A 19,541-nucleotide genomic window follows, 5' to 3' on the forward strand; every position below is an offset into this window, starting at 1 on the left:
TCGCGAATCAATCGCGACCCGGCAGCACCCGATCCGGCGGCCGGTGACCGTCGAAGAAGGTGCGGATATTGATCACCACCTTGTCGCCCATGTCGATGCGACCCTCGAGCGTCGCCGAACTCATATGCGGCAACAGCACGACCTTGCCCTCGCCGGCGAGCTTGATGAGCTTGGGGTTGACCACGGGTTCATTCTCGAAAACGTCGAGCCCCGCACCGGCGATCTTGCCTTCGCGCAGGCACTTGATCAGCGCCGTCTCGTCGATGATGCCGCCGCGGGCGGTGTTGACGATATAGCTTTCCGGGCGCATCAGCGCGAGCCGACGGGCCGAAAGCAGGTGATAGGTCGCCGGCGTCGAGGGGCAATTGACCGAGACGATATCGACGCGGGCAAGCATCTGGTCGAGGCTGTCCCAATAGGTCGCCTCCAGCATCTCCTCGGTCTCGGCCTTGACCCTGTGACGGTTGTGATAGTGGATCGACAGGCCAAAGGCCTTGGCACGGCGCGCGACCGCGGTGCCGATGCGGCCCATGCCGACGATGCCGATGCGCTTGCCGGCAATGCGCCGGCCGAGCATCCAGGTCGGAGACCAGCCGGCCCATTCGCCCTTGCGATCGGTCAGGATCTGCGCACCCTCGGCGAGCCGGCGCGGCACGGCGAGAATGAGCGCCATCGCCATGTCGGCGGTGTCCTCGGTCAAAACGTTCGGGGTGTTGGTGACGGTAATGCCCTTGCGTGCGGCCGCGTCGACATCGATGTTGTCGACGCCGTTGGAGAAACTGGCGATCAGTTTCAGTTGCGGGCCGGCCTGCTCGATCAACGCCGCATCGATGCGGTCGGTCACCGTCGGCACGAGCACGTCGGCGCGCTTCACCGCCGCCACAAGCTCTGGTTGGCTGCGCGGCGTATCATCGATGTTCAGTTCGGCGTCGAAGAGCTCACGCATTCTGGTTTCGACGATGTCCGGCAGTTTCCGGGTGATGTAGACCTTGGGCTTCTTCTTGCTTGTCATTGCTGCGATGGGCCTTGTTGACGGGTCCTTAACCAAGTTGGGCGATACTTTCTCCCTGTAGCCGCAATTTCTACCAGACCCGGTCGGGAAGACAAACAAAACTCGCTGCGTCGTCCCCGCGATTTACGCCCCGGCCAAGAGCCCTGGGTGAACTGCGCCTGCAAGTTGCCACGGAAAATGAGCTTCGTCATGCGTCACGTCATTTCCAAACTCTCGTTAGCGTTGATCGCCGCCTGCATCGGCGCGGTCATCACGACGTCGGGTGCCCATGCCCAGGCCGCAAAGGGGGCCAGCGGATTGCCGCTGCCGCGTTTCGTCAGCCTGAAGGCCAAGAGCGTCAACCTGCGCATCGGCCCGAGCGTCGACTACGCGGTGGCGTTCCGCTACCTCAGGCCCGGCGTACCGGTGGAAATCATCCAGGAATACGATAACTGGCGCCGTATCCGCGACGCCGACGGCACGGAAGGCTGGGTGAACCAGGCCCTTCTGTCGGGCGACCGCACGGCCGTCACCGCGCCATGGATGCGCGGCAAGGGCGAAGGCGTCTTCGTCAACCTGCGCCGCGAGCCGCAGAGCACGGCAGGGATCGTTGCGCGCATGGAGCCCGGCGTGGTCATCCGTGTGGGTGAATGCAATGGCGACTGGTGCCACATCGAAACCCAGGGCGTCGAAGGCTGGATCGTCCAGAGCGAGATCTGGGGCGCCTATCCGGGCGAAGCCTTCAAATAAAGGCTACGCCCGCTCTGACATAGGTCATATTTGGTGCGCGGCGCTGCAGCTCGCCTCAGGCGAGCTCGGCCTGCTTGGCGGCAGCGGCAAGCGATACCATCGGCCTCGGGCCGATCTGGCCGATGACGATACCGGCTGCGAGATTGCCGAGCTTGCTGCAATCCTCGAGCGACCGACCGGTCGTATATCCGTGGAGAAAGCCCGCAGCATAGAGATCACCGGCGCCTGTCGTATCGACCACCTGCGCGAGCGGCGTCGCGCCGACGCGGACACGTTCGGTGCCGCGCACGACGACGGAGCCTTCTTCACTCAGCGTGACGGCCGCAAGCTTGCAGTCCTTCGAGAGCTTTTCCAGCGCCAGATCGAAGTCCTCGGTCTCGTAGAGTGCGAGCGCTTCCTGTTTGTTGGCAAAGACGATGTCGACGGTGCCGGAGCGCATCAGCTCCAGAAACTCGTCGCGATAGCGGTGGACGCAGAAACTGTCCGACAGGGTCATTGCGGTTTCGCGGCCGTTTTCATGGGCGATCTTGGCGGCCTCGCGGATTGCATCCTTGGCACGCGGCGGATCCCACAGGTAGCCCTCGAAATAGGTGACCTTGGCCTCAGCGACGACATCGGCCTCCACGTCCTCCGGACCGAGCTCGACGCAGGCGCCGAGATAGGTGTTCATCGAGCGCTCGCCGTCCTCGGTCACGAAGATCATCGAGCGGGCGGTCGGCGGCACCGTTTCGAGCGGCTTGGTCTGGAAATAGACGCCCTGGGCGCGAATGTCGTGCGCAAAGATCTCGCCAAGCTGGTCGTTGGTCGTCTTGCCAAAATAGGCGGCACGTCCGCCAAGGCTGGCAACGCCGGCCGCCGTGTTGCCGGCGCTGCCGCCGGAAGCTTCGACGGCGGGGCCCATGCGCGAGTACAACAGCTCCGCGCGGTCGGCATCGATGAGGTTCATTGCGCCCTTGATGATGCCGTTTTCACTCAGAAAGCCGTCATCGCAGCGCGCAATGATATCCACGATCGCATTGCCGATCGTCAGCACGTCGTATTTTGTCATGAACTCCGTCCAGTTTCCCTAATGGCCGGTGTTCGTTAATAGCGGTTTTCCAGCCATTTGGAAGACAAAACACGCGTGGCTGCGATCATTCCGCTGGTAATGCGCTTGCCTCATAGGCGGCGGCGAACTCGGCGCTCGGCGGGATCGGCTTGATGACGTCGATCAGAACGCCATTGGGATCGGCGGTGATGAAGTGGCGCTGGCCGAAATCTTCGTCGCAGATCGCCTTCAGGATCGGCAGACCTGCTGCCTGGCAATCGGCATAGACTGCGTCGGGATCCTCGACTTCGAAGTTGAGGAGCAGGCCACTGACCGGCGCGCGGGCACGCTCCGGGATGGTTTCATGGCGATAGTCGAGGACGGCGAGCGTCACCGTCTCGGATTCCGTCGACTGCAGATGCATGTACCAGTCGCTGGTGAACAGCGCCTGGAAGCGAAAGTTGTCGATGTAGAATGCCGCGGTTGCTGCAACGTCTGATGTCATGATCACAGGATAGTAGCTCGTCGATTTCATGGGGCTTTCCCTCGCGCTCGCATCATCATACAGTCTGCATGTATTTTTGAATTAACATACAGGCTGAATGTATGCAAATAAAATCCTCACGCCGCTCCAATCGCGAGCGCTCCGACACGACGCGCGCCGCGATCCTCGATGCTGCCCACGGTCTCTTCGTCGCGAGGGGATATGCAGAAACGTCGACGCCGGACATCGTGGCTGCCGCCGGCATGACGCGCGGTGCGCTCTACCACCACTTCGAAGACAAGAGGGCACTGTTTCGCGCCGTCGCCGAGCGGGAATCCAGTGCCGTGGCGGCGAGGATCGAGGAAGCGACATTCGACCGCCTGACGCCGCGCGAGGCGCTGATAACAGGCGCGCGCGCCTTCTTCGACGCCATGGCGGAGCCGGGCAGAATCCGCATTCTACTGCTCGACGGCCCGGCCGTGCTCGGCACACGGGAAATGGCGACGATCGACGCGGCCAACGCCCAGAGAACGCTGGAAGAGGGCCTGGCGGAGGCGATGGCGCCGCAGGTCCACGATCAGGCCGCCTTGACGGCAATGGCGACGCTGCTGTCAGCCGCCTTCGACCGCGCCGTGCTGGAGATTGCCGAAGGCGCGCCGACAGAGGTCTACGTCGACGCCATCGGCCATCTGATCGACCGACTGATCTCCGCATGAGTCAGTCTCGGGCCGACAGCGCAGACAGATATAAGACGCGCGTCAGCCGGCGACCGGAAGAACTTGTTGCGGCAACTCGACCAGCGGCGCCGGGATATCGCAGGTCTTTTCCGGTGCCTTGCAGATATCGGCAATGACGCAGCGCTCGCATTCCGGCTTGCGCGCCTTGCAGCAATAGCGGCCATGCAGGATCAGCCAGTGATGCGCATGGTAGAGATATTCGTTGGGAATGATGCGCGAGAGCTTCGCCTCGACCTCATCAGGGGTCTTGCCCGGTGCCAGACAGAGGCGGTTGGCGATGCGAAGGATATGGGTGTCGACGGCGATCGTCGCTTGGCCGAAGGCCATCGACAGCACGACGTTGGCGGTCTTTCGCCCGACGCCCGGCAGCGTTACCAGCTCCTCCCGCGTGCGCGGGACTTCGCCGCCGAAATCGGTGATCAGCTTTTCGCTGAGCGCGATGACGTTCCTGGCCTTGTTGCGGAAAAGGCCGATGGTCTTGATGTAGTCGCGGACCTTCTCCTCGCCGAGGGCCAGCATTTTTTTCGGCGTGTCGGCAACGGCGAAAAGTGCCCGGGTTGCCCGGTTGACGCCGGCATCAGTCGCCTGCGCCGACAGGGCGACGGCAACCACCAGGGTAAAGGGATTGACGTGCTCCAGTTCCCCCTTCGGCTCCGGCCGCTGGATCGAGAAGCGTCGGAAGATCTCGGAGATTTCCTCGCGACTGTAGACGCCTGAGGTACGCGGGGCGCGGCGGCCCGTCGCTGGCTTCGTTTTCGCGGGCTCGCCCGGCAATTTCGGCTTCACGTTTTTCATGATGCATCTATAGTCAATGGTCATGACTGATGGCAACGATCAGACGCTTGACGGCGAAGAGCCGGTGTTCAGCGCCGAACTGACCCCCTATCGCTCCCTGGGCTTTAAGGGGTTCAAGGTGTTTTTCCTGATCGCCGGGCTGCTCAGCCTGGTACATGCGGTCGTGTTCATGGTGATCGGCGCCTGGCCGATCGTGTTCTTCTTCGGGCTGGATTTCGCGCTGCTGTTCGGTGCTTTCTGGCTGAACTACCGCTCGGCGCGTAGCCGTGAAGAAGTCAGCGTCTCGCGAACCGACGTGTCGGTGCGCAAGTTCACGCCGTCGGGCCGGATGATCGAACACCGCTTCAATCCGTTCTGGGCGCGCTTCAACATCGCACGGCATCAGGAGATCGGCATCGTCTCGATGAGCATCAGCGGCGGCGGCCACAGGACCGATGTCGGTTCCTTCCTCAACCGCGACGACCGCGAAACCTTCGCCACGGCGTTTTCCGGGGCGCTTGCCACCGTGCGCCGCCGCTGACGCTAGGGCCAATCAAGTTTCGGGTGGCAACGACGCTGGCGGCATGGTTACCTGTGTCACGACAGGAGATGACCGATGAACATTGCGACAACCCTCCCCACCGACATCACGCCTGATGGCACCGATTACGACACGGTGAGAAATGTGATCGAGATGCTCACCGAAGAGTATCGCGAGCAGCCTTCGCTTGAAGCGATCGCGAAGCGTCTGAAGCAGTCGCCGACGCAACTGCAGAAGGTCTTTACCCGCTGGGCCGGGCTGTCGCCGAAGGCGTTCCTGCAGGCGGTCACGCTCGACCATGCCAAGCGCTTGCTGCGCCAGGAAGACATGCCACTCTTGGAGACCAGCATCGAGATCGGGCTTTCCGGCCCGAGCCGGCTGCACGACCTCTTCGTCACCCATGAGGCGATGTCGCCGGGCGAATGGAAGGCGCGCGGCGCGGGCCTCACCATCCGCTACGGCTACCACCCCTCCCCCTTCGGCACGGCGCTGGTGATGATCACCGATCGAGGTCTTGCCGGCCTTGCCTTCGCCGATGGCGGCGGCGAGCACGAGAGTTTCGAGGATATGGCGCATCGCTGGCCGAACGCCACCTATGTCGAGGACAGCGCGGCCACGGCGCGTTATGCGGCGCGCATTTTCGATCCTGAACGCTGGTGCGCCGGAGAGCCCTTGCGCATCTTCCTGATCGGCTCCGATTTTCAGATCCGGGTCTGGCAGGCGCTCTTGAAGATCCCGCTCGGCCGCGCCACGACCTATTCGACCATCGCCGGCGAGATCGGCCAGCCGACCGCCTCACGCGCCGTCGGGGCAGCCGTCGGCCGTAACCCGATCTCGTTCGTCGTTCCCTGTCACCGGGCGCTCGGCAAGAGCGGCGATCTCACGGGCTATCACTGGGGGCTGACGCGCAAGCGCGCAATCCTCGGATGGGAAGCCGGCAAGGCCTGAGAACGAAAAAAGGGGCGACCGGCGCCCCTTTTGTTTGCTCTGCAGTTTGCCTTAATGGGCAGCCGACATATCGCCGAGCACTTCCTTGGAAGCGACCGTCGAATTGGCGTTGAGCTTGTAGACCATCGGCACACCGGTCGCGAGATTGAGCTTCAGGATCTCTTCCTTCGTCAACCGGTCGAGAACCATGACGAGCGAGCGCAGCGAGTTGCCATGCGCGGCAACGAGAACCTTCTCGCCGGCCAGCACGCGCGGCAGGATATCCGTCAGGTAGTAGGGCCATACGCGGGCGCCGGTGTCGCGCAGGCTTTCGCCGCCCGGCGGCGAAATGTCGTAGGAACGGCGCCAGATATGCACCTGCTCTTCGCCCCACTTCTCGCGGGCATCATCCTTGTTGAGGCCGGAGAGGTCACCATAGTCGCGCTCATTCAGCGCCTGATCGCGGATGGTTTCGAGTGACGGCTGGCCGACGGCGTCGAGCACGAACTGGCAGGTGCGCTGGGCGCGGATCAGCGACGAGGTGAAGGCGATGTCGAACTTGATGCCGTAGTCGGCGAGCGCCTTGCCGCCAGCCTTGGCTTCTTCGACGCCAAGCTCGGTCAGGTCAGGATCGCGCCAGCCGGTGAACAGGTTCTTCAGGTTCCAGTCGCTCTGGCCATGCCGGACAAGGACGAGGGTGCCGCTCATATGATTTCCCCTTGAGACGATAGAGATGGTGTCAGTTGAGCCCGAGAACATCGAGCATGGAGTAGAAGCCGGGTTTCTGGTCGCGTGCCCAGAGTGCTGCGGTAATGGCGCCCCGCGCGAAGATGGAACGGTCGGTGGCGCTGTGGGACAGCGTCACCTGTTCGCCTTCTCCGGCGAGAATGACCGAGTGTTCGCCGATCACCGAGCCGCCGCGCAGCGTCGCAAAACCGATCGTGCCTTGCGGGCGGGCGCCGGTGTGGCCGTCACGGACGCGCACGGAATTTTCAGACAGCGCAATGCTGCGCCCCCTCGCCGCCGCTTCGCCAAGGAGCAGTGCCGTGCCGGAGGGGGCATCCACCTTGTGCTTATGGTGCATTTCGAGGATTTCGATGTCCCAGGCAGCAGGCCCGAGAGCACGCGCCGCCTTCTCCGTCAGCACGCCGAGAAGATTGACGCCGAGACTCATATTGCCCGACTTGACGATGCGGGCATGACGCGCGGCAGCGCGGATCTTCGCGTCGTCATCCGCCCCGCAGCCGGTGGTGCCGATCACATGCACGATGCGTGCCTGTGCGGCGAGGCCGGCAAATTCGACGGTGCCGGCCGGCGACGTGAAATCGAGCACGCCTTCGGCTTCGACAAAAGCTTCGAGCGGCTTGTCGGTGATCGCGATGCCGATCGGTCCGAGCCCGGCGAGTTCGCCCGCGTCACGGCCGACGAAGGGTGAGCCTGGACGTTCGACGGCCGCATGCAGGCGGACGCCGTCCATGCCGTGAACCATACGGATCAGCGTCTGGCCCATGCGACCGGCCGCGCCGACGACCACAAGCTTCATGTCCGTCGTGCTCATCGGCGATATTCCTTCCAGCTCATGTTTAGATTTCGGCGTCGGCCGACGCCTCTGGGGCCTTGCCCTGGAGATTGTGCAGGCGAGCGTAGAGACCGTCCTGGCGGCGCGCAAGATCCTCGTGCGTGCCTTCCTCGACGACGAGACCGTCCTTCATGACGATGATCTTGTCGGCATTGACGACCGTGGACAGACGGTGGGCGATGACGATGACCGTGCGTCCGTGCATCGCCTCGTCGAGCGCCTTCTGCACCGCGGCCTCCGACTCGGTGTCGAGCGCCGAGGTTGCCTCGTCGAGCAGCAGGATCGGTGCATTGCGCACCAACGCGCGGGCGATCGACAGACGCTGCCTCTGGCCACCGGACATCGTGACCCCGTTTTCGCCAACCGGGGTGTCGTAACCCTGCGGCTGGGTGAGGATGAAGTCATGCGCATAGGCCAGACGCGCGGCTTCCTCGATTTCCGCATCGGTCGCGTCCGGGCGGCCATAGCGGATGTTGTCGCGGATAGAGCCTTCGAAAAGATAGGGCTGCTGCGAGACATAGGCGATGCCATTGCGCAGCGACTGCTTGGTGACGTCGGCGATGTCCTGCCCGTCGATCAGAATCTGGCCGGAGGCCGGATCGTAGAACCGCGGAACAAGGCTGATGACCGTCGACTTTCCGGCCCCGGACGGGCCGACAAGCGCAGTGGTCTTGCCGCCTTCGGCGACAAAGCTGACGCCCTTCAGAATCTCGTCGCCATTGGCGTAGCGGAAGCGCACATCGCGCAGCTCGACGTTTGCACCGTGGAACTCGAGCTGCTTTGCATCCGGCTTGTCACGCTGATGCGGCACCGTGTCGAGGATTTCGTAGACCATGCGGGCGTTGACCGCGGCACGTTCCAGCGAAACCTGCAGGCGCGCCAGGCGTCGGGCCGGGTCATAGGCCATCAACAGAGCGACGACGAAGGCGAAGAAGGCTCCCGGCGGTACGCCGGCATAAATCGCGCGGAACGCGGAATAGGCAAGCACGCAGGAAATCGCGAGACCCGCAAAGGTTTCGGTCATCGGCGCGGTGCGTTCGCTCAAGCGCGCAATCCGGTTGGCCCGGTTTTCGGCCCGCTCGATGATCGCTTCGACCTTGCCGCGCAGTTCGCGCTCCATCGTGAATGCCTTGACGATGGAAATGCCCTGGATCGTCTCCTGCATGGCACCGAGGACACGGCTGTTGACCTCGATGGATTCACGCGTCGCCGAGCGCAAGCGCCTGGAAACGTAGCGCAGGCCCAGCAGCAACGGCGGCGCTGCCACGAAGACGATGATCGACAGCAGCCAATCCTTGGCGAACATCACGCCGACGAGCCCGATCAGGGTCAGGAGATCACGGGCGATCGAAGTGACGGTCAGATTGAGCACGTCCCGAATGCCGCTGACATTCTGGCTGATCTGGGCAGCGAGCTGCGCCGAGCGTGTCTCGTTGAAGTAACCGACGCTCAGTGCCATCAGATGCGCATAGAGCCGGCGCTGGTAGCGCGCGACGATATTGTTGCCGATCTTCGACAAGGCGACCGCCTGGCCGTAGGTGGCAAAGCCGCGCAACACGAACGCGCCAAAGATCGAACCGCACACCAGCAGCACGATACCCGCATTTCTGTTGGCAAAAGCCTCGTTGATCACGGTCTCCATGATCGAGGCGGTAAAGCCGGTCGTCACGGCGACGACAGCCAGGCACGCAATGGCAAAGACGTAGCCGCGGATATGATCGCGACCGTTTTCTGCGATGACCCGCTTCAAGATTCCGCTGATCGTGTCAGAATCGACAGCGTGCTGTTTTCTATCTCTGGCGCTCAAAAAGCCTGTCTTCCCTGAGCCTGCGCGGTAAGTCGGACGCCGACACTACCTTTCTCGGGCTCTATAGTGCTTTGATGTCGCTTTGGCGAGTCTTTGCGCACGCCGCCGCCATCAGCTTCGCCAGCGGCGTCCCTCCGTTGCAACACCGAAGTCTCTCGGCGTGCGCGCGAAAGCTGCCAAACCCGACAGTGCCGCCATCGGATGAATGACCGCGAAGGTCGGGATGGTCTTCATCAGCGCGGAATGCGGCGCCTTGTCTTCGAAGGCGGCCCGGAATTCCGGTTTTTGCAGCGCCGGCAGGATCTTTTGCGAAATGCCACCGGCCAGAAACACACCGCCGCGCGCCATGAAAATCAGCGCCATGTCGCCGGCCACGCGACCGAGATAGGTCGAAAACAGCGATATACTCTCGACCGCGGCGGGGTTGTTGTCGGCAAGTGCTGCTGTGGTGACCTCGGCCGGATCGTTCAGGACCGGTTCTTCGCCATTGGCGGCGCAAACGGCCCGATAAAGATTCATGATGCCGCGACCGCAGAGGATCTGCTCGCCGGCCATGCGCCCCTCGATCGGCTCCAGGAAAGGCCAGATCTGGAAGTCGCGCTCGGTTCGCGGGCCGATATCGACATGACCGCCTTCGCCGGGCACCGGAAACCAGGTGTGCTGCGCGAAGACCAGGCCGCCGACACCGAGTCCGGTACCCGGACCGAGAACGACGCGGGAGGTCAGCGGGCGAACGCTGCCGCCACCGATCTTCACCAGATCTTCGGCAGCCGGGGCGGCGACGGCCAGCGCCTGCGCCTCGAAATCGTTGATGATCAGGACGTCCTCAAGGCCGAGGCCCGACAGCATGTCCTTGGGGCGTAACACCCAGCCGGCATTGGTCAGCGGAATCTCGTCGCCCTTGATCGGGCCGGCGACGGCGAGGATCGCCGACCGCGGCTGGACCGAGGTCTTGTCGAGGATGCTCTTCTGCAACGCTTCCTCGATCGTCTCGAAATCGCCGGTCTTGATCGGCGGCAGCTGCTTCGGCTCGGCAAAGGCATCGAGCAGCAAAGCGAAGCGGGCATTGGTGCCGCCGATGTCGCCGATCAGGATCGGAAAGGAAAAACTGTTGTCACTCGCACCGGGCATCACACTGTCCATCCTGATCGTCGCCGTGAGGTTTCGAATTCTCTACAGCGCCGCGCGTCAAATATGACGCGCAAAGGACGCTGTAGCACTTAAACTTGCTGCATGAATCCTTAGATCGAATCCGATTTAAGGATTCATGCAGTATCAGTTGTGGTTGAAGTCGATCAACTGCTCCGCCGTTGCGCGATTGAGCGCCATCGGAATATCGTAGACGATCGCAAGCCGCATCAACGCCTTGACGTCAACATCGTGCGGCATCGCCGTCAGCGGATCGACGAAGAAGATCAGAAGCTGGATATCGCCGGTGGCGATCATCGCGCCGATCTGCTGGTCGCCGCCGAGCGGACCGCTTTTCAGGCGCGTGATATCGAGGCTGGGACAAACATCGAGAACGCGGCCGCCAGTCGTGCCCGTGGCAACGATCTTCCATTGCGCGAAGACCGCTTCGTTTGCCTTGGTAAACGCGGCGAGATCATCCTTCTTCTGATCGTGAGCGATCAGGGCAACGCATTTCCGATCCGCCATGCCGTATCCCCGCCAGCAAATTTAAATCGATTTGATGGCCGTATACATGAGCCCGGCAAGATTGAAAAGGCGCAAGCCGAGACGGCTACTGCAGCGTCGGGCGCGCCAGGGGAACGGGAATGTCGGCTGGCGGCAAATCGGCTGCGGCATTGCCGATCACCTGCTCGATGCCCTGTTCGGCAGGCACTGGCGACGCAGCGCGATAGGCCATGCCGAAGGTCGCATCCTGCTCGGTGGCCGGGGCCGGTCCGTTCAGCACCAGGGTGCAGGCCTTCGGCAGATCGGCCATGGTCGTCAACCGGGGCTTCACCGGCTTTTCGCCCGGCTTCTTCTTCGGCTTTGCCCATGGTTCATCTGTAAACCACCAGGCCAGCGATTTGTCGCAGCCATCGCCGGCCGGGACGGCCGCCTGGTCCTTGCAGGTCTTCGAGCCTGCCGGGCATTTGATGCGGATGTGGAAATGGTAGTCGTGGCCATAGATCGGCCGGACCTTGCCGAGCGCAGAACGGTCACCGTTCCAGGTGTCGCAGAGCTTCTTCTTGATCGCCGGATTGACGAAGACCCGTTCGACCTGCGGGTAACTGGCGGCCAGCATGATCAGCCGGGCATGCGCCGGCGTCCAGATCGATGGGTCGACGGTCAGAAACTTGTTCTTCTGCAGCATCGACGTTGCGGAGATGTCTTCCCGCTCCCGGCCCGTCAGCGTCCTCTGCGGCATCGGCGTCAGCCAGATATCGGCATCGAGACCGATCTGGTGCGAGGCGTGGCCGGAGATCATCGGTCCGCCACGCGGCTGCGAGATATCGCCGAGAAGCAGACCCGGCCAGCCGACCTTTTCGGCGGCATCATGGGAGAATTGTTCGATCAGTGCGATCATCTGGGGATGGCCCCAGCGCCGGTTGCGCGACAGCCGCATCGCCTGCCAGGTGGGACCATCCGTCGGGATCGCGACGCCGCCGGCAAGGCAGCCCTTCGCATAGAAGCCATAGGACGAAGGCGCCATCTGAGCCGGCAGCGTCTTGGCGCCGAAAAGCGTCTTTGCCGGCGTGTCGTCGGCCCTGGCAGCATCGGCGATCAAGAAACTCGTTCCGAGCAACAGCGCCAGAAGCGCCGAGCCGCAACGTTGAAGTGGAGCAACCATGTCATTTCGTCCCGTTCATGTCCCGCAGACCCCGACGCCGACGCGCCGTGTCCGATGAACCCCCATCCTAAGGCGCGGTCTTTGCCTCAGCCTTGTGAATCACCGGGATGTGACGCAAAAATTTCGCCTGATTTGCGGCGGTGCCTGTCAATTGCCCCGATTTCGCCTATGCTTTCAAAAAAGAACATTGGAATATAGGGGTACCGGCTGGATGCCAAACTTCTGCAGGACCGTGAAACCTGGCCTCGCGGCCTCGCTTCTGACAGCAGCGCTTCTTCTCCTTCCCCCTGCATCGAATGCCGAAGAACAGCCCGTCTGGCGCAATGGTACGTCGTCGATCGGTGAGCCAAAACATAAGGATGGCTTCGCCCGCTTCGACTACGTCAATCCGGACGCACCGAAAGGCGGCGAGCTGCGGCTCTCGGAAAACGGCACGTTTGACACGTTCAACCCCATCCTCGCCAAGGGCGAAGCGGCGACCGGCGTTTCGTCCCTGGTCTTCGATACGCTGTTGAAAACCGCCGAGGATGAAATCACCACCGCATACGGCCTGCTTGCCGAGGGCGTCTCCTATCCCGACGATATCTCGTCTGCCACTTTTCGCCTGCGTGCGGAGGCCAAGTGGGCCGACGGAACGCCGGTGACCCCGGAGGATGTCATCTTCTCCCTCAACATGGCGAAGGAGCACAATCCACTCCAGTCCAACTATTACCGCCACGTGGTTTCAGCGGAAAAGACCGGCGAGCGCGATATCACCTTCCGCTTTGACGAGAAGAACAACCACGAACTGCCGAACATTCTCGGCCAGTTCCCGATCGTTCCGAAGCACTGGTGGGAGGGGCAGGACGCCAAGGGCAACAAGCGCGATATCTCCCGCACAACGCTGGAACCGGTGATGGGCTCCGGCCCCTACAAGATCGCCTCTTTCCAGGCGGGTGGCTCGATCCGCTTCGAGCTCAGGGACGACTATTGGGGCAAGAACCTCAACGTCAATGTCGGACAATACAATTTCAGCACGATCACCTATGCCTTCTTTAGCGACAGAAACGTGGAATTCGAGGCTTTTCGCGCCGGCAACGTCGATTTCTACCGAGACAGCAGCGCGAGCCATTGGGCGACCGCCTACGACTTTCCGGCCATGAAGGACGGCCGTGTGATCCGCGAGGAGATCGAGAATCCGCTGCGCGCAACCGGGGTCATGCAGGCGCTGGTGCCGAACATGCGCCGCGAGAAGTTTAGGGATCAGCGGGTGCGCGAGGCGCTGAACTACGCCTTCGACTTCGAGGATCTCAACCGCAATCTCGCCTACAACGCCTATCAGCGTGTCGACAGCTATTTCTGGGGCACCGAGCTTGCCTCCTCCAAGCTTCCCGAGGGCCGCGAAAAGGCAATCCTGGAGGAGCTGAAGGACAAGGTTCCGGCCGAAGTCTTCACCACGCCCTATGTGAACCCCATCAACGGCGACCCGCAGAAGGTGCGCGGCAACTTGCGCAAGGCGCTCGACCTGTTCAAGGAGGCGGGCTACGAGCTCAAGGGCAACCGGTTGGTCAACGTCAAGACCGGCGAACCCTTCGGCTTCGAGCTGCTTCTGTCCAACCCGTCCTTCGAGCGCACGGTCACGCCATTCATTAACAGCGTCAAGAAAATCGGCATCGATGCCCGCATCCGCACCGTCGACGATTCGCAATACACCAATCGCGTCAGAAGCTTCGACTATGACATGATCTATGGCATCTGGGCGCAGTCCCTGGTGCCAGGAAACGAACAGATCGACATTTGGGGCTCGAGCTCGGTCAACCAGCCGGGATCGAGAAACTATGCCGGCATTGCCGATCCAGCGATCGACGAGCTGATCCGAAGGATCATCTTCGCGCCGAACCGCGAGGAACTGGTTGCGACGACACGGGCGCTCGACCGCGTTCTCCTCTCCCATAACTATGTCGTGCCGCTCTTCTATTCCAAGGCGGTCCGCGTGGCCTATTGGAACCACCTCGCCCATCCGCAGGAGCTGCCCTATTACGGCACCGGCTTCCCGGATGTCTGGTGGTCGAAAAACGCCACGGCCAAATGAAGCCCTTGCACTTGGATGCCGTCTCGATTCCAAATGCAGAAAAACGAATCACTGAAAACGAATATAGGCCCGGCTTGGGCCTGAAAGCCGCAAGGAGACGTGAGGATTGAGACACCATAGGGCGCACGCCGACGCTTCGCGGGTCCGGGCCACCGGCAACACGTCGATCGAAAGGCTGGCCTGATGGGTGCCTATATCCTGCGACGCCTGCTGCTGATGATCCCGACGATCATCGGGATCATGGCGATTTCTTTCACAGTCATTCAGTTTGCGCCCGGCGGACCGGTCGAACAGGTGATTTCGGACCTGACGAACGCCGGCGGCTCCGACCGGCTGAGCGGCAGCAGCGGCGACCTGATGCAGACCGGTGGCGATCAAGGCGGCCAGTACCGAGGCGCCCAGGGGCTCGACCCGGAATTCATCGCCAAGCTCGAAAAACAGTTCGGCTTCGACAAGCCGCCGCTCGAACGCTTCGGCACGATGATGTGGGACTATATCCGCTTCGACTTCGGCGAGAGCTTCTTCCGCAACACGTCGGTCATCGATCTGATCAAGGAGAAGATGCCGGTCTCGATCTCGCTGGGGCTCTGGATCCTGCTGTTTTCCTACGCGATCTCGATCCCGCTCGGCATCAAGAAGGCGGTGTCTGATGGATCGACCTTCGACATCTGGACCTCGGGCATCATCATCGTCGGCTATGCCGTTCCGAGCTTCCTTTTCGGCATCCTGCTGATCGTCGTCTTTGCCGGCGGCTCGTTCCTCGACTGGTTTCCGCTGCGCGGCATCGTTTCCGACAATTTCTGGCAACTGCCCTGGTGGCAGAAGATCCTCGACTACTTCTGGCACATGACGCTGCCGCTGATCACGCTTTTGCTTTCGGCCTTCGCGACAACGACGCTCTTGACCAAGAATTCGTTCATCGACGAGATCAAGAAGCAGTATGTGACGACGGCGCGCGCCAAGGGCCTGAATGACCGTCAGGTGCTCTACGGCCACGTCTTCCGCAACGCTATGCTGATCATCATCGCCGGTTTCCCGAGCGCCTTCATCTCGGCCTTCTTCACCGGTTCGCTGTTGATCGAATATATCTTCTCGCTCGATGGCCTTGGGCGGCTCGGCTATGATTCCGTCGTCAAGCGCGACTATCCGATCGTCTTTGCGACGCTGTTCATCTTCTCGCTGATGGGGCTGCTCGTCAGCCTGCTCTCCGACCTCATCTACACCTGGGTCGATCCGCGCATCGATTTCGAGCGGAGGGACGTGTGATGAGCACCGTAACCACTGCCCCCACCCAGGTTGCCGCCCCGCCGCGTGGCTGGCTGTCGCCGGTCAACAAGCGGCGCTGGCAGAACTTCAAGGCGAACCGGCGCGGCTACTGGTCGCTCTGGCTGTTCCTTCTGCTGTTCGTGCTCAGCCTGTTTGCCGAATTCATCGCCAACGACAAGCCGATCATCGCCTCCTACAAGGGCGAGATCCTGTTTCCTGCGGTGGTCAACTATCCGGAGGAGAAGTTCGGCGGCTTCCTTGCCGAGACCGACTATCGCTCCGACTACATTCGCGACGAGATCGAGGGCAACGGCTGGATGATCTGGCCGCCGATCCGCTACTCCTACCAGACGGTCAACTCGAACATTCCGCATTCGGCGCCGACAAAGCCCTTCTGGCTGATGAGCACGGAGGAACGCTGCTCGGCCTATCCGGAAGGCACCGCCGACCGCAACTGCATTGCCGGCAACCTCAACTGGCTCGGCACCGACGACCAGGCGCGCGACGTGACGGCGCGCATGATCTACGGCTTCCGCATCTCGGTGCTCTTCGGGCTGGTACTCACCATCGCCTCCGCGATCATCGGCGTGACGGCCGGCGCAGTGCAGGGCTATTTCGGCGGCTGGACCGACCTCTTGATGCAGCGCTTCATCGAGATCTGGTCGTCGATGCCGGTGCTCTACATTCTCTTGATCATCGCCGCGATCCTGCCGCCGGGCTTCTTCATCCTGCTCGGCATCATGCTCTTGTTTTCCTGGGTCGGCTTTGTCGGCGTCGTGCGCGCCGAGTTCCTGCGGGCACGCAACTTCGAATATGTGAATGCAGCGCGCGCGCTTGGCGTCGGCAACGGCACGATCATGTACCGTCACCTGCTGCCGAACGCGATGGTGGCGACCCTGACCTTCCTGCCGTTCATCCTTTCTGGCTCGATCACCACGCTGACCTCGCTCGACTTCCTCGGCTTCGGCATGCCGCCGGGCTCGCCTTCCCTTGGCGAGATGATCGCGCAGGGCAAATCCAATCTGCAGGCGCCCTGGCTCGGGCTGACGGCCTTCTGCGTCATGTCGGTGATGCTGTCGCTGCTGATCTTCGTCGGCGAAGCGACCCGCGATGCCTTCGACCCGAGAAAGACATTCCGGTGAGCGCGACGATGACCGATCCCATTCTCTCCGTCCGCGATCTGTCGGTCGCTTTCCATCAGGGCGGTAACACCTCGCTTGCGGTCGATAGCATTTCCTTCGACATCAAGCGCGGCGAAACGGTTGCGCTTGTCGGTGAGTCCGGCTCCGGCAAGTCCGTGTCCGCCAACTCGATTCTGAAGCTCCTGCCCTACCCTTCGGCAAGCCATCCGAGCGGCGAAATCCACTTCAACGGCAAGGACCTGCTGAAGGCCAGCGATGCGGAGCTGCGCCATGTGCGCGGCAACGACATCACGATGATCTTCCAGGAGCCGATGACATCGCTCAATCCGCTGCATCCGATCGAACGGCAGATCGGCGAGATCCTGGAGCTGCATCAGGGACTGGAAGGAGCCGCGGCGCGCACGAGAATTCTCGAGCTCTTGAACCAGGTCGGCATCCGCGAGCCGGAGAAGCGGCTTGGCGCCTATCCTCACGAGCTTTCCGGTGGCCAGCGCCAGCGCGTGATGATCGCCATGGCGCTCGCCAACCGGCCGGAGCTTTTGATCGCCGACGAGCCGACGACGGCGCTCGACGTCACGGTGCAGGCCCAGATCCTCGAACTCTTGAAAACGCTGAAAGACGAGCACGGCATGTCGATGCTGTTCATCACCCATGACCTCGGCATCGTGCGAAAAATCGCCGACAGGGTCTGCGTGATGACCAAGGGCAAGATCGTCGAGACCGGGCCGACCGCCGAGATCTTTGCCAATCCACAGCATGCCTATACCCGCCACCTGCTCGCATCCGAGCCAAGGGGTAACCCGCCGCTTTCGGACGCCTCGAAGCCAGTCGTCATGGAAGCGGCTGATGTGAAGGTTTGGTTTCCGATCAAGGCCGGCTTCCTGCGCAAGGTCGTCGACCACGTGAAGGCGGTCGACGGCATCGACCTTAAGCTGCGCGCCGGTCAGACGCTCGGCGTCGTCGGCGAATCGGGTTCCGGCAAGACGACGCTCGGTCTGGCGCTGACGCGGCTGATATCGTCCAAGGGACGGATCGCCTTCGTCGGCAAGGACATCGCCGCCTACAGCTTCCGCGAAATGCGGCCGCTTCGAAACCGGATGCAGGTCGTCTTCCAGGACCCTTACGGTTCTCTGAGCCCGCGCATGTCGATTTCCGACATCATCGCCGAAGGGCTGAAAATCCACGAGAGCGCGCTGTCGGACAACGAGCGCGATCAACGCGTCGCCGCAGCGCTCGAGGAAGTGGGGCTCGACCCCGCCACCCGCTGGCGCTATCCGCACGAATTCTCCGGCGGCCAACGGCAGCGCATCGCGATTGCGCGTGCGATGGTACTGAAGCCGAAATTCGTGATGCTGGATGAGCCGACCTCGGCGCTCGACATGAGCGTCCAGGCGCAGGTGGTCGACCTGCTGCGCGACCTGCAGCACAAGCACGACCTCGCCTATCTCTTCATCAGCCACGACCTCAAGGTTGTGCGGGCGCTTGCCAACGAGATGATCGTGATGCGCATGGGCAAGGTCGTCGAGCAGGGCCCGGCGGAGCGCATCTTCAATGCGCCGCAGGAGGATTATACCAAGGCCCTGATGGCGGCAGCCTTCAACCTCGAAGCCGTCAACCTGTCCGCCATCCGCCAGTAGAGTCCTAACAATGCCCTCGAAAAGCTCCGTCATCATCGATCTGAAGTTCATTCCCGAGGAGGTTGCGGCAGCCCTGAAGGGCGCCTTCCCGGACCGGGAGGTGATCAACCGAGCCGATGCCATCCACGACAATCGCGATCTCTCTGATATCGACTATGCCGTGGTGTGGAAATCGGCACCGGACCTTTTCGAGAGAGCGCCGGATCTCAAGGTGGTGTTCTCCGGCGGCGCCGGCGTCGACCATGTCCTGACGCTGCCGGGATTGCCGGATGTGCCGCTTGTGCGCTTCGTCGATCGCAGCCTGACGACACGCATGAGCGAATGGGTGGTGATGCAATGCCTCATGCATCTGCGCCAGCACAGCACCTATGAGGCGCTGGCGGCAAAGCGGGAGTGGCGCGACCTTTCCCAACCCGAGGCGGCGGACATTACCGTCGGCATCATGGGCATGGGCGTGCTTGGACAGGATGCGGCCCGTAAGCTTTCGGCCTTGGGCTTCAAGGTCGTCGGCTGGTCGCGCAGCACGAAGGCGATCGACGGCATCGAGACCTATGGCGGTGACGAGCTGGACGCCTTCCTGGCGCGCACGGACTTCCTGGTTGGCCTGTTGCCGCTGACGCCGGAGACCCGCGGCATCTTCAATGCCGGACTTTTTGCCAAGCTGAGCCGCAACGGCCCCTTTGGCGCCCCGGTCTTCATCAATGGCGGCCGCGGCGGCAGCCAGGTCGAAACCGATATCTTGAGCTCACTCGATTCGGGCCTTCTCGGCGCAGCGTCCCTTGACGTTTTCGAGCAGGAGCCGCTTTCGCCAGAAAGCCGCTTCTGGCAGATGCCGAATGTCTATGTAACGCCGCATGTCGCAGCTTCGTCCGACGTCAAGGCGCTGTTCCGCCACGTCGAACAGCAGATCGCCCGCCTCGAAAGCGGGCAACCTTTGCAGCACGTCGTCGATAAATTAGCCGGCTACTGAGCGCTTAGAACGCTTCCGGCCTCGAGAGAGCCGCCCAAACC

19 protein-coding genes are annotated in these 19,541 nt (G+C 62.2%); 9 read left to right on the top strand and 10 right to left on the bottom strand.

The window, feature by feature from the left end:
* Window positions 1-7: 7 nt before the first annotated feature.
* A complete protein-coding gene (locus tag ASD02_RS04265; RefSeq protein ID WP_025425420.1) occupies window positions 8-1,012 on the bottom strand; it encodes a D-glycerate dehydrogenase in 1,005 nt (334 codons plus the stop codon).
* A 189-nt stretch (window positions 1,013-1,201) separates the two neighbouring features.
* Between ASD02_RS04265 and ASD02_RS04270 the strand changes: the two genes are divergently transcribed.
* The gene (locus ASD02_RS04270) at window positions 1,202-1,741 is read left to right on the top strand and encodes an SH3 domain-containing protein (protein WP_025425419.1); all 540 of its coding nucleotides are present in this window, start codon (window positions 1,202-1,204) and stop codon (window positions 1,739-1,741) included.
* A 55-nt stretch (window positions 1,742-1,796) separates the two neighbouring features.
* On the opposite strand, the gene ASD02_RS04275 is transcribed toward ASD02_RS04270, so the two are convergent.
* Complete coding sequence (locus tag ASD02_RS04275) at window positions 1,797-2,789, bottom strand: adenosine kinase (RefSeq protein WP_025425418.1); 993 nt, start codon at window positions 2,787-2,789, stop codon at window positions 1,797-1,799.
* Between the two features lie 85 nt (window positions 2,790-2,874).
* Window positions 2,875-3,303 carry a VOC family protein gene (locus tag ASD02_RS04280; RefSeq protein WP_025425417.1) on the bottom strand — a complete coding sequence of 143 codons (429 nt, stop codon included), beginning with the start codon at window positions 3,301-3,303 and terminating at the stop codon, window positions 2,875-2,877.
* Between the two features lie 71 nt (window positions 3,304-3,374).
* Here ASD02_RS04280 and ASD02_RS04285 point away from each other — a divergent pair, with 71 nt between their 5' ends.
* Window positions 3,375-3,968: a TetR/AcrR family transcriptional regulator gene (locus ASD02_RS04285; RefSeq protein ID WP_025425416.1), complete on the top strand. Its 594-nt coding sequence runs from the start codon at window positions 3,375-3,377 to the stop codon at window positions 3,966-3,968.
* Window positions 3,969-4,010: 42 nt separating this feature from the next.
* Here ASD02_RS04285 and nth read toward each other — a convergent pair whose 3' ends face one another.
* The gene (gene nth / locus ASD02_RS04290; RefSeq protein ID WP_025425415.1) at window positions 4,011-4,784 is read right to left on the bottom strand and encodes an endonuclease III; all 774 of its coding nucleotides are present in this window, start codon (window positions 4,782-4,784) and stop codon (window positions 4,011-4,013) included.
* A 22-nt stretch (window positions 4,785-4,806) separates the two neighbouring features.
* Between nth and ASD02_RS04295 the strand changes: the two genes are divergently transcribed.
* Window positions 4,807-5,304 (top strand): DUF2244 domain-containing protein, encoded by a 498-nt coding sequence (locus tag ASD02_RS04295; RefSeq protein ID WP_025425414.1) that lies wholly within the window; start codon window positions 4,807-4,809, stop codon window positions 5,302-5,304.
* A 75-nt stretch (window positions 5,305-5,379) separates the two neighbouring features.
* Window positions 5,380-6,252: a bifunctional helix-turn-helix domain-containing protein/methylated-DNA--[protein]-cysteine S-methyltransferase gene (locus ASD02_RS04300; protein ID WP_025425413.1), complete on the top strand. Its 873-nt coding sequence runs from the start codon at window positions 5,380-5,382 to the stop codon at window positions 6,250-6,252.
* A 51-nt stretch (window positions 6,253-6,303) separates the two neighbouring features.
* Here ASD02_RS04300 and ASD02_RS04305 read toward each other — a convergent pair whose 3' ends face one another.
* From ASD02_RS04305 to mepA, 6 genes are all read right to left on the bottom strand, one after another.
* On the bottom strand, window positions 6,304-6,939 hold the full coding sequence (locus ASD02_RS04305) for a 2,3-bisphosphoglycerate-dependent phosphoglycerate mutase (protein WP_025425412.1): 636 nt from the start codon (window positions 6,937-6,939) through the stop codon (window positions 6,304-6,306).
* 31 nt (window positions 6,940-6,970) lie between these two features.
* Window positions 6,971-7,789, bottom strand: a complete 819-nt coding sequence (gene dapB / locus ASD02_RS04310; protein ID WP_025425411.1) for a 4-hydroxy-tetrahydrodipicolinate reductase — start codon at window positions 7,787-7,789, stop codon at window positions 6,971-6,973.
* A gap of 25 nt (window positions 7,790-7,814) precedes the next feature.
* Window positions 7,815-9,617 (bottom strand): ABC transporter ATP-binding protein, encoded by a 1,803-nt coding sequence (locus ASD02_RS04315; protein ID WP_057204388.1) that lies wholly within the window; start codon window positions 9,615-9,617, stop codon window positions 7,815-7,817.
* A gap of 111 nt (window positions 9,618-9,728) precedes the next feature.
* Complete coding sequence (locus ASD02_RS04320) at window positions 9,729-10,748, bottom strand: glucokinase (protein WP_025425409.1); 1,020 nt, start codon at window positions 10,746-10,748, stop codon at window positions 9,729-9,731.
* Window positions 10,749-10,892: 144 nt separating this feature from the next.
* On the bottom strand, window positions 10,893-11,273 hold the full coding sequence (locus ASD02_RS04325; RefSeq protein ID WP_025425408.1) for a methylglyoxal synthase: 381 nt from the start codon (window positions 11,271-11,273) through the stop codon (window positions 10,893-10,895).
* Between the two features lie 85 nt (window positions 11,274-11,358).
* Window positions 11,359-12,414, bottom strand: a complete 1,056-nt coding sequence (gene mepA, locus ASD02_RS04330; protein WP_025425407.1) for a penicillin-insensitive murein endopeptidase — start codon at window positions 12,412-12,414, stop codon at window positions 11,359-11,361.
* Window positions 12,415-12,625: 211 nt separating this feature from the next.
* Between mepA and ASD02_RS04335 the strand changes: the two genes are divergently transcribed.
* The 5 genes from ASD02_RS04335 (at window position 12,626) to ASD02_RS04355 (ending at window position 19,500) form a co-directional block, all read left to right on the top strand.
* Window positions 12,626-14,485: an extracellular solute-binding protein gene (locus ASD02_RS04335; protein ID WP_025425406.1), complete on the top strand. Its 1,860-nt coding sequence runs from the start codon at window positions 12,626-12,628 to the stop codon at window positions 14,483-14,485.
* A 183-nt stretch (window positions 14,486-14,668) separates the two neighbouring features.
* Window positions 14,669-15,751: a microcin C ABC transporter permease YejB gene (locus ASD02_RS04340; RefSeq protein WP_025425405.1), complete on the top strand. Its 1,083-nt coding sequence runs from the start codon at window positions 14,669-14,671 to the stop codon at window positions 15,749-15,751.
* On the top strand, window positions 15,751-16,893 hold the full coding sequence (locus ASD02_RS04345) for an ABC transporter permease (RefSeq protein ID WP_025425404.1): 1,143 nt from the start codon (window positions 15,751-15,753) through the stop codon (window positions 16,891-16,893). The genes ASD02_RS04340 and ASD02_RS04345 overlap by 1 nt, the downstream gene beginning before the upstream one ends.
* A gap of 8 nt (window positions 16,894-16,901) precedes the next feature.
* Entirely contained in the window at window positions 16,902-18,530 is a 1,629-nt protein-coding gene (locus tag ASD02_RS04350; RefSeq protein WP_025425403.1) for an ABC transporter ATP-binding protein, read from the top strand.
* A gap of 10 nt (window positions 18,531-18,540) precedes the next feature.
* A complete protein-coding gene (locus ASD02_RS04355) occupies window positions 18,541-19,500 on the top strand; it encodes a glyoxylate/hydroxypyruvate reductase A (protein ID WP_025425402.1) in 960 nt (319 codons plus the stop codon).
* Window positions 19,501-19,541 lie beyond the last annotated feature (41 nt).

Source organism: Ensifer sp. Root1252, from assembly GCF_001425885.1.
Taxonomy (GTDB): domain Bacteria; phylum Pseudomonadota; class Alphaproteobacteria; order Rhizobiales; family Rhizobiaceae; genus Ensifer; species Ensifer canadensis.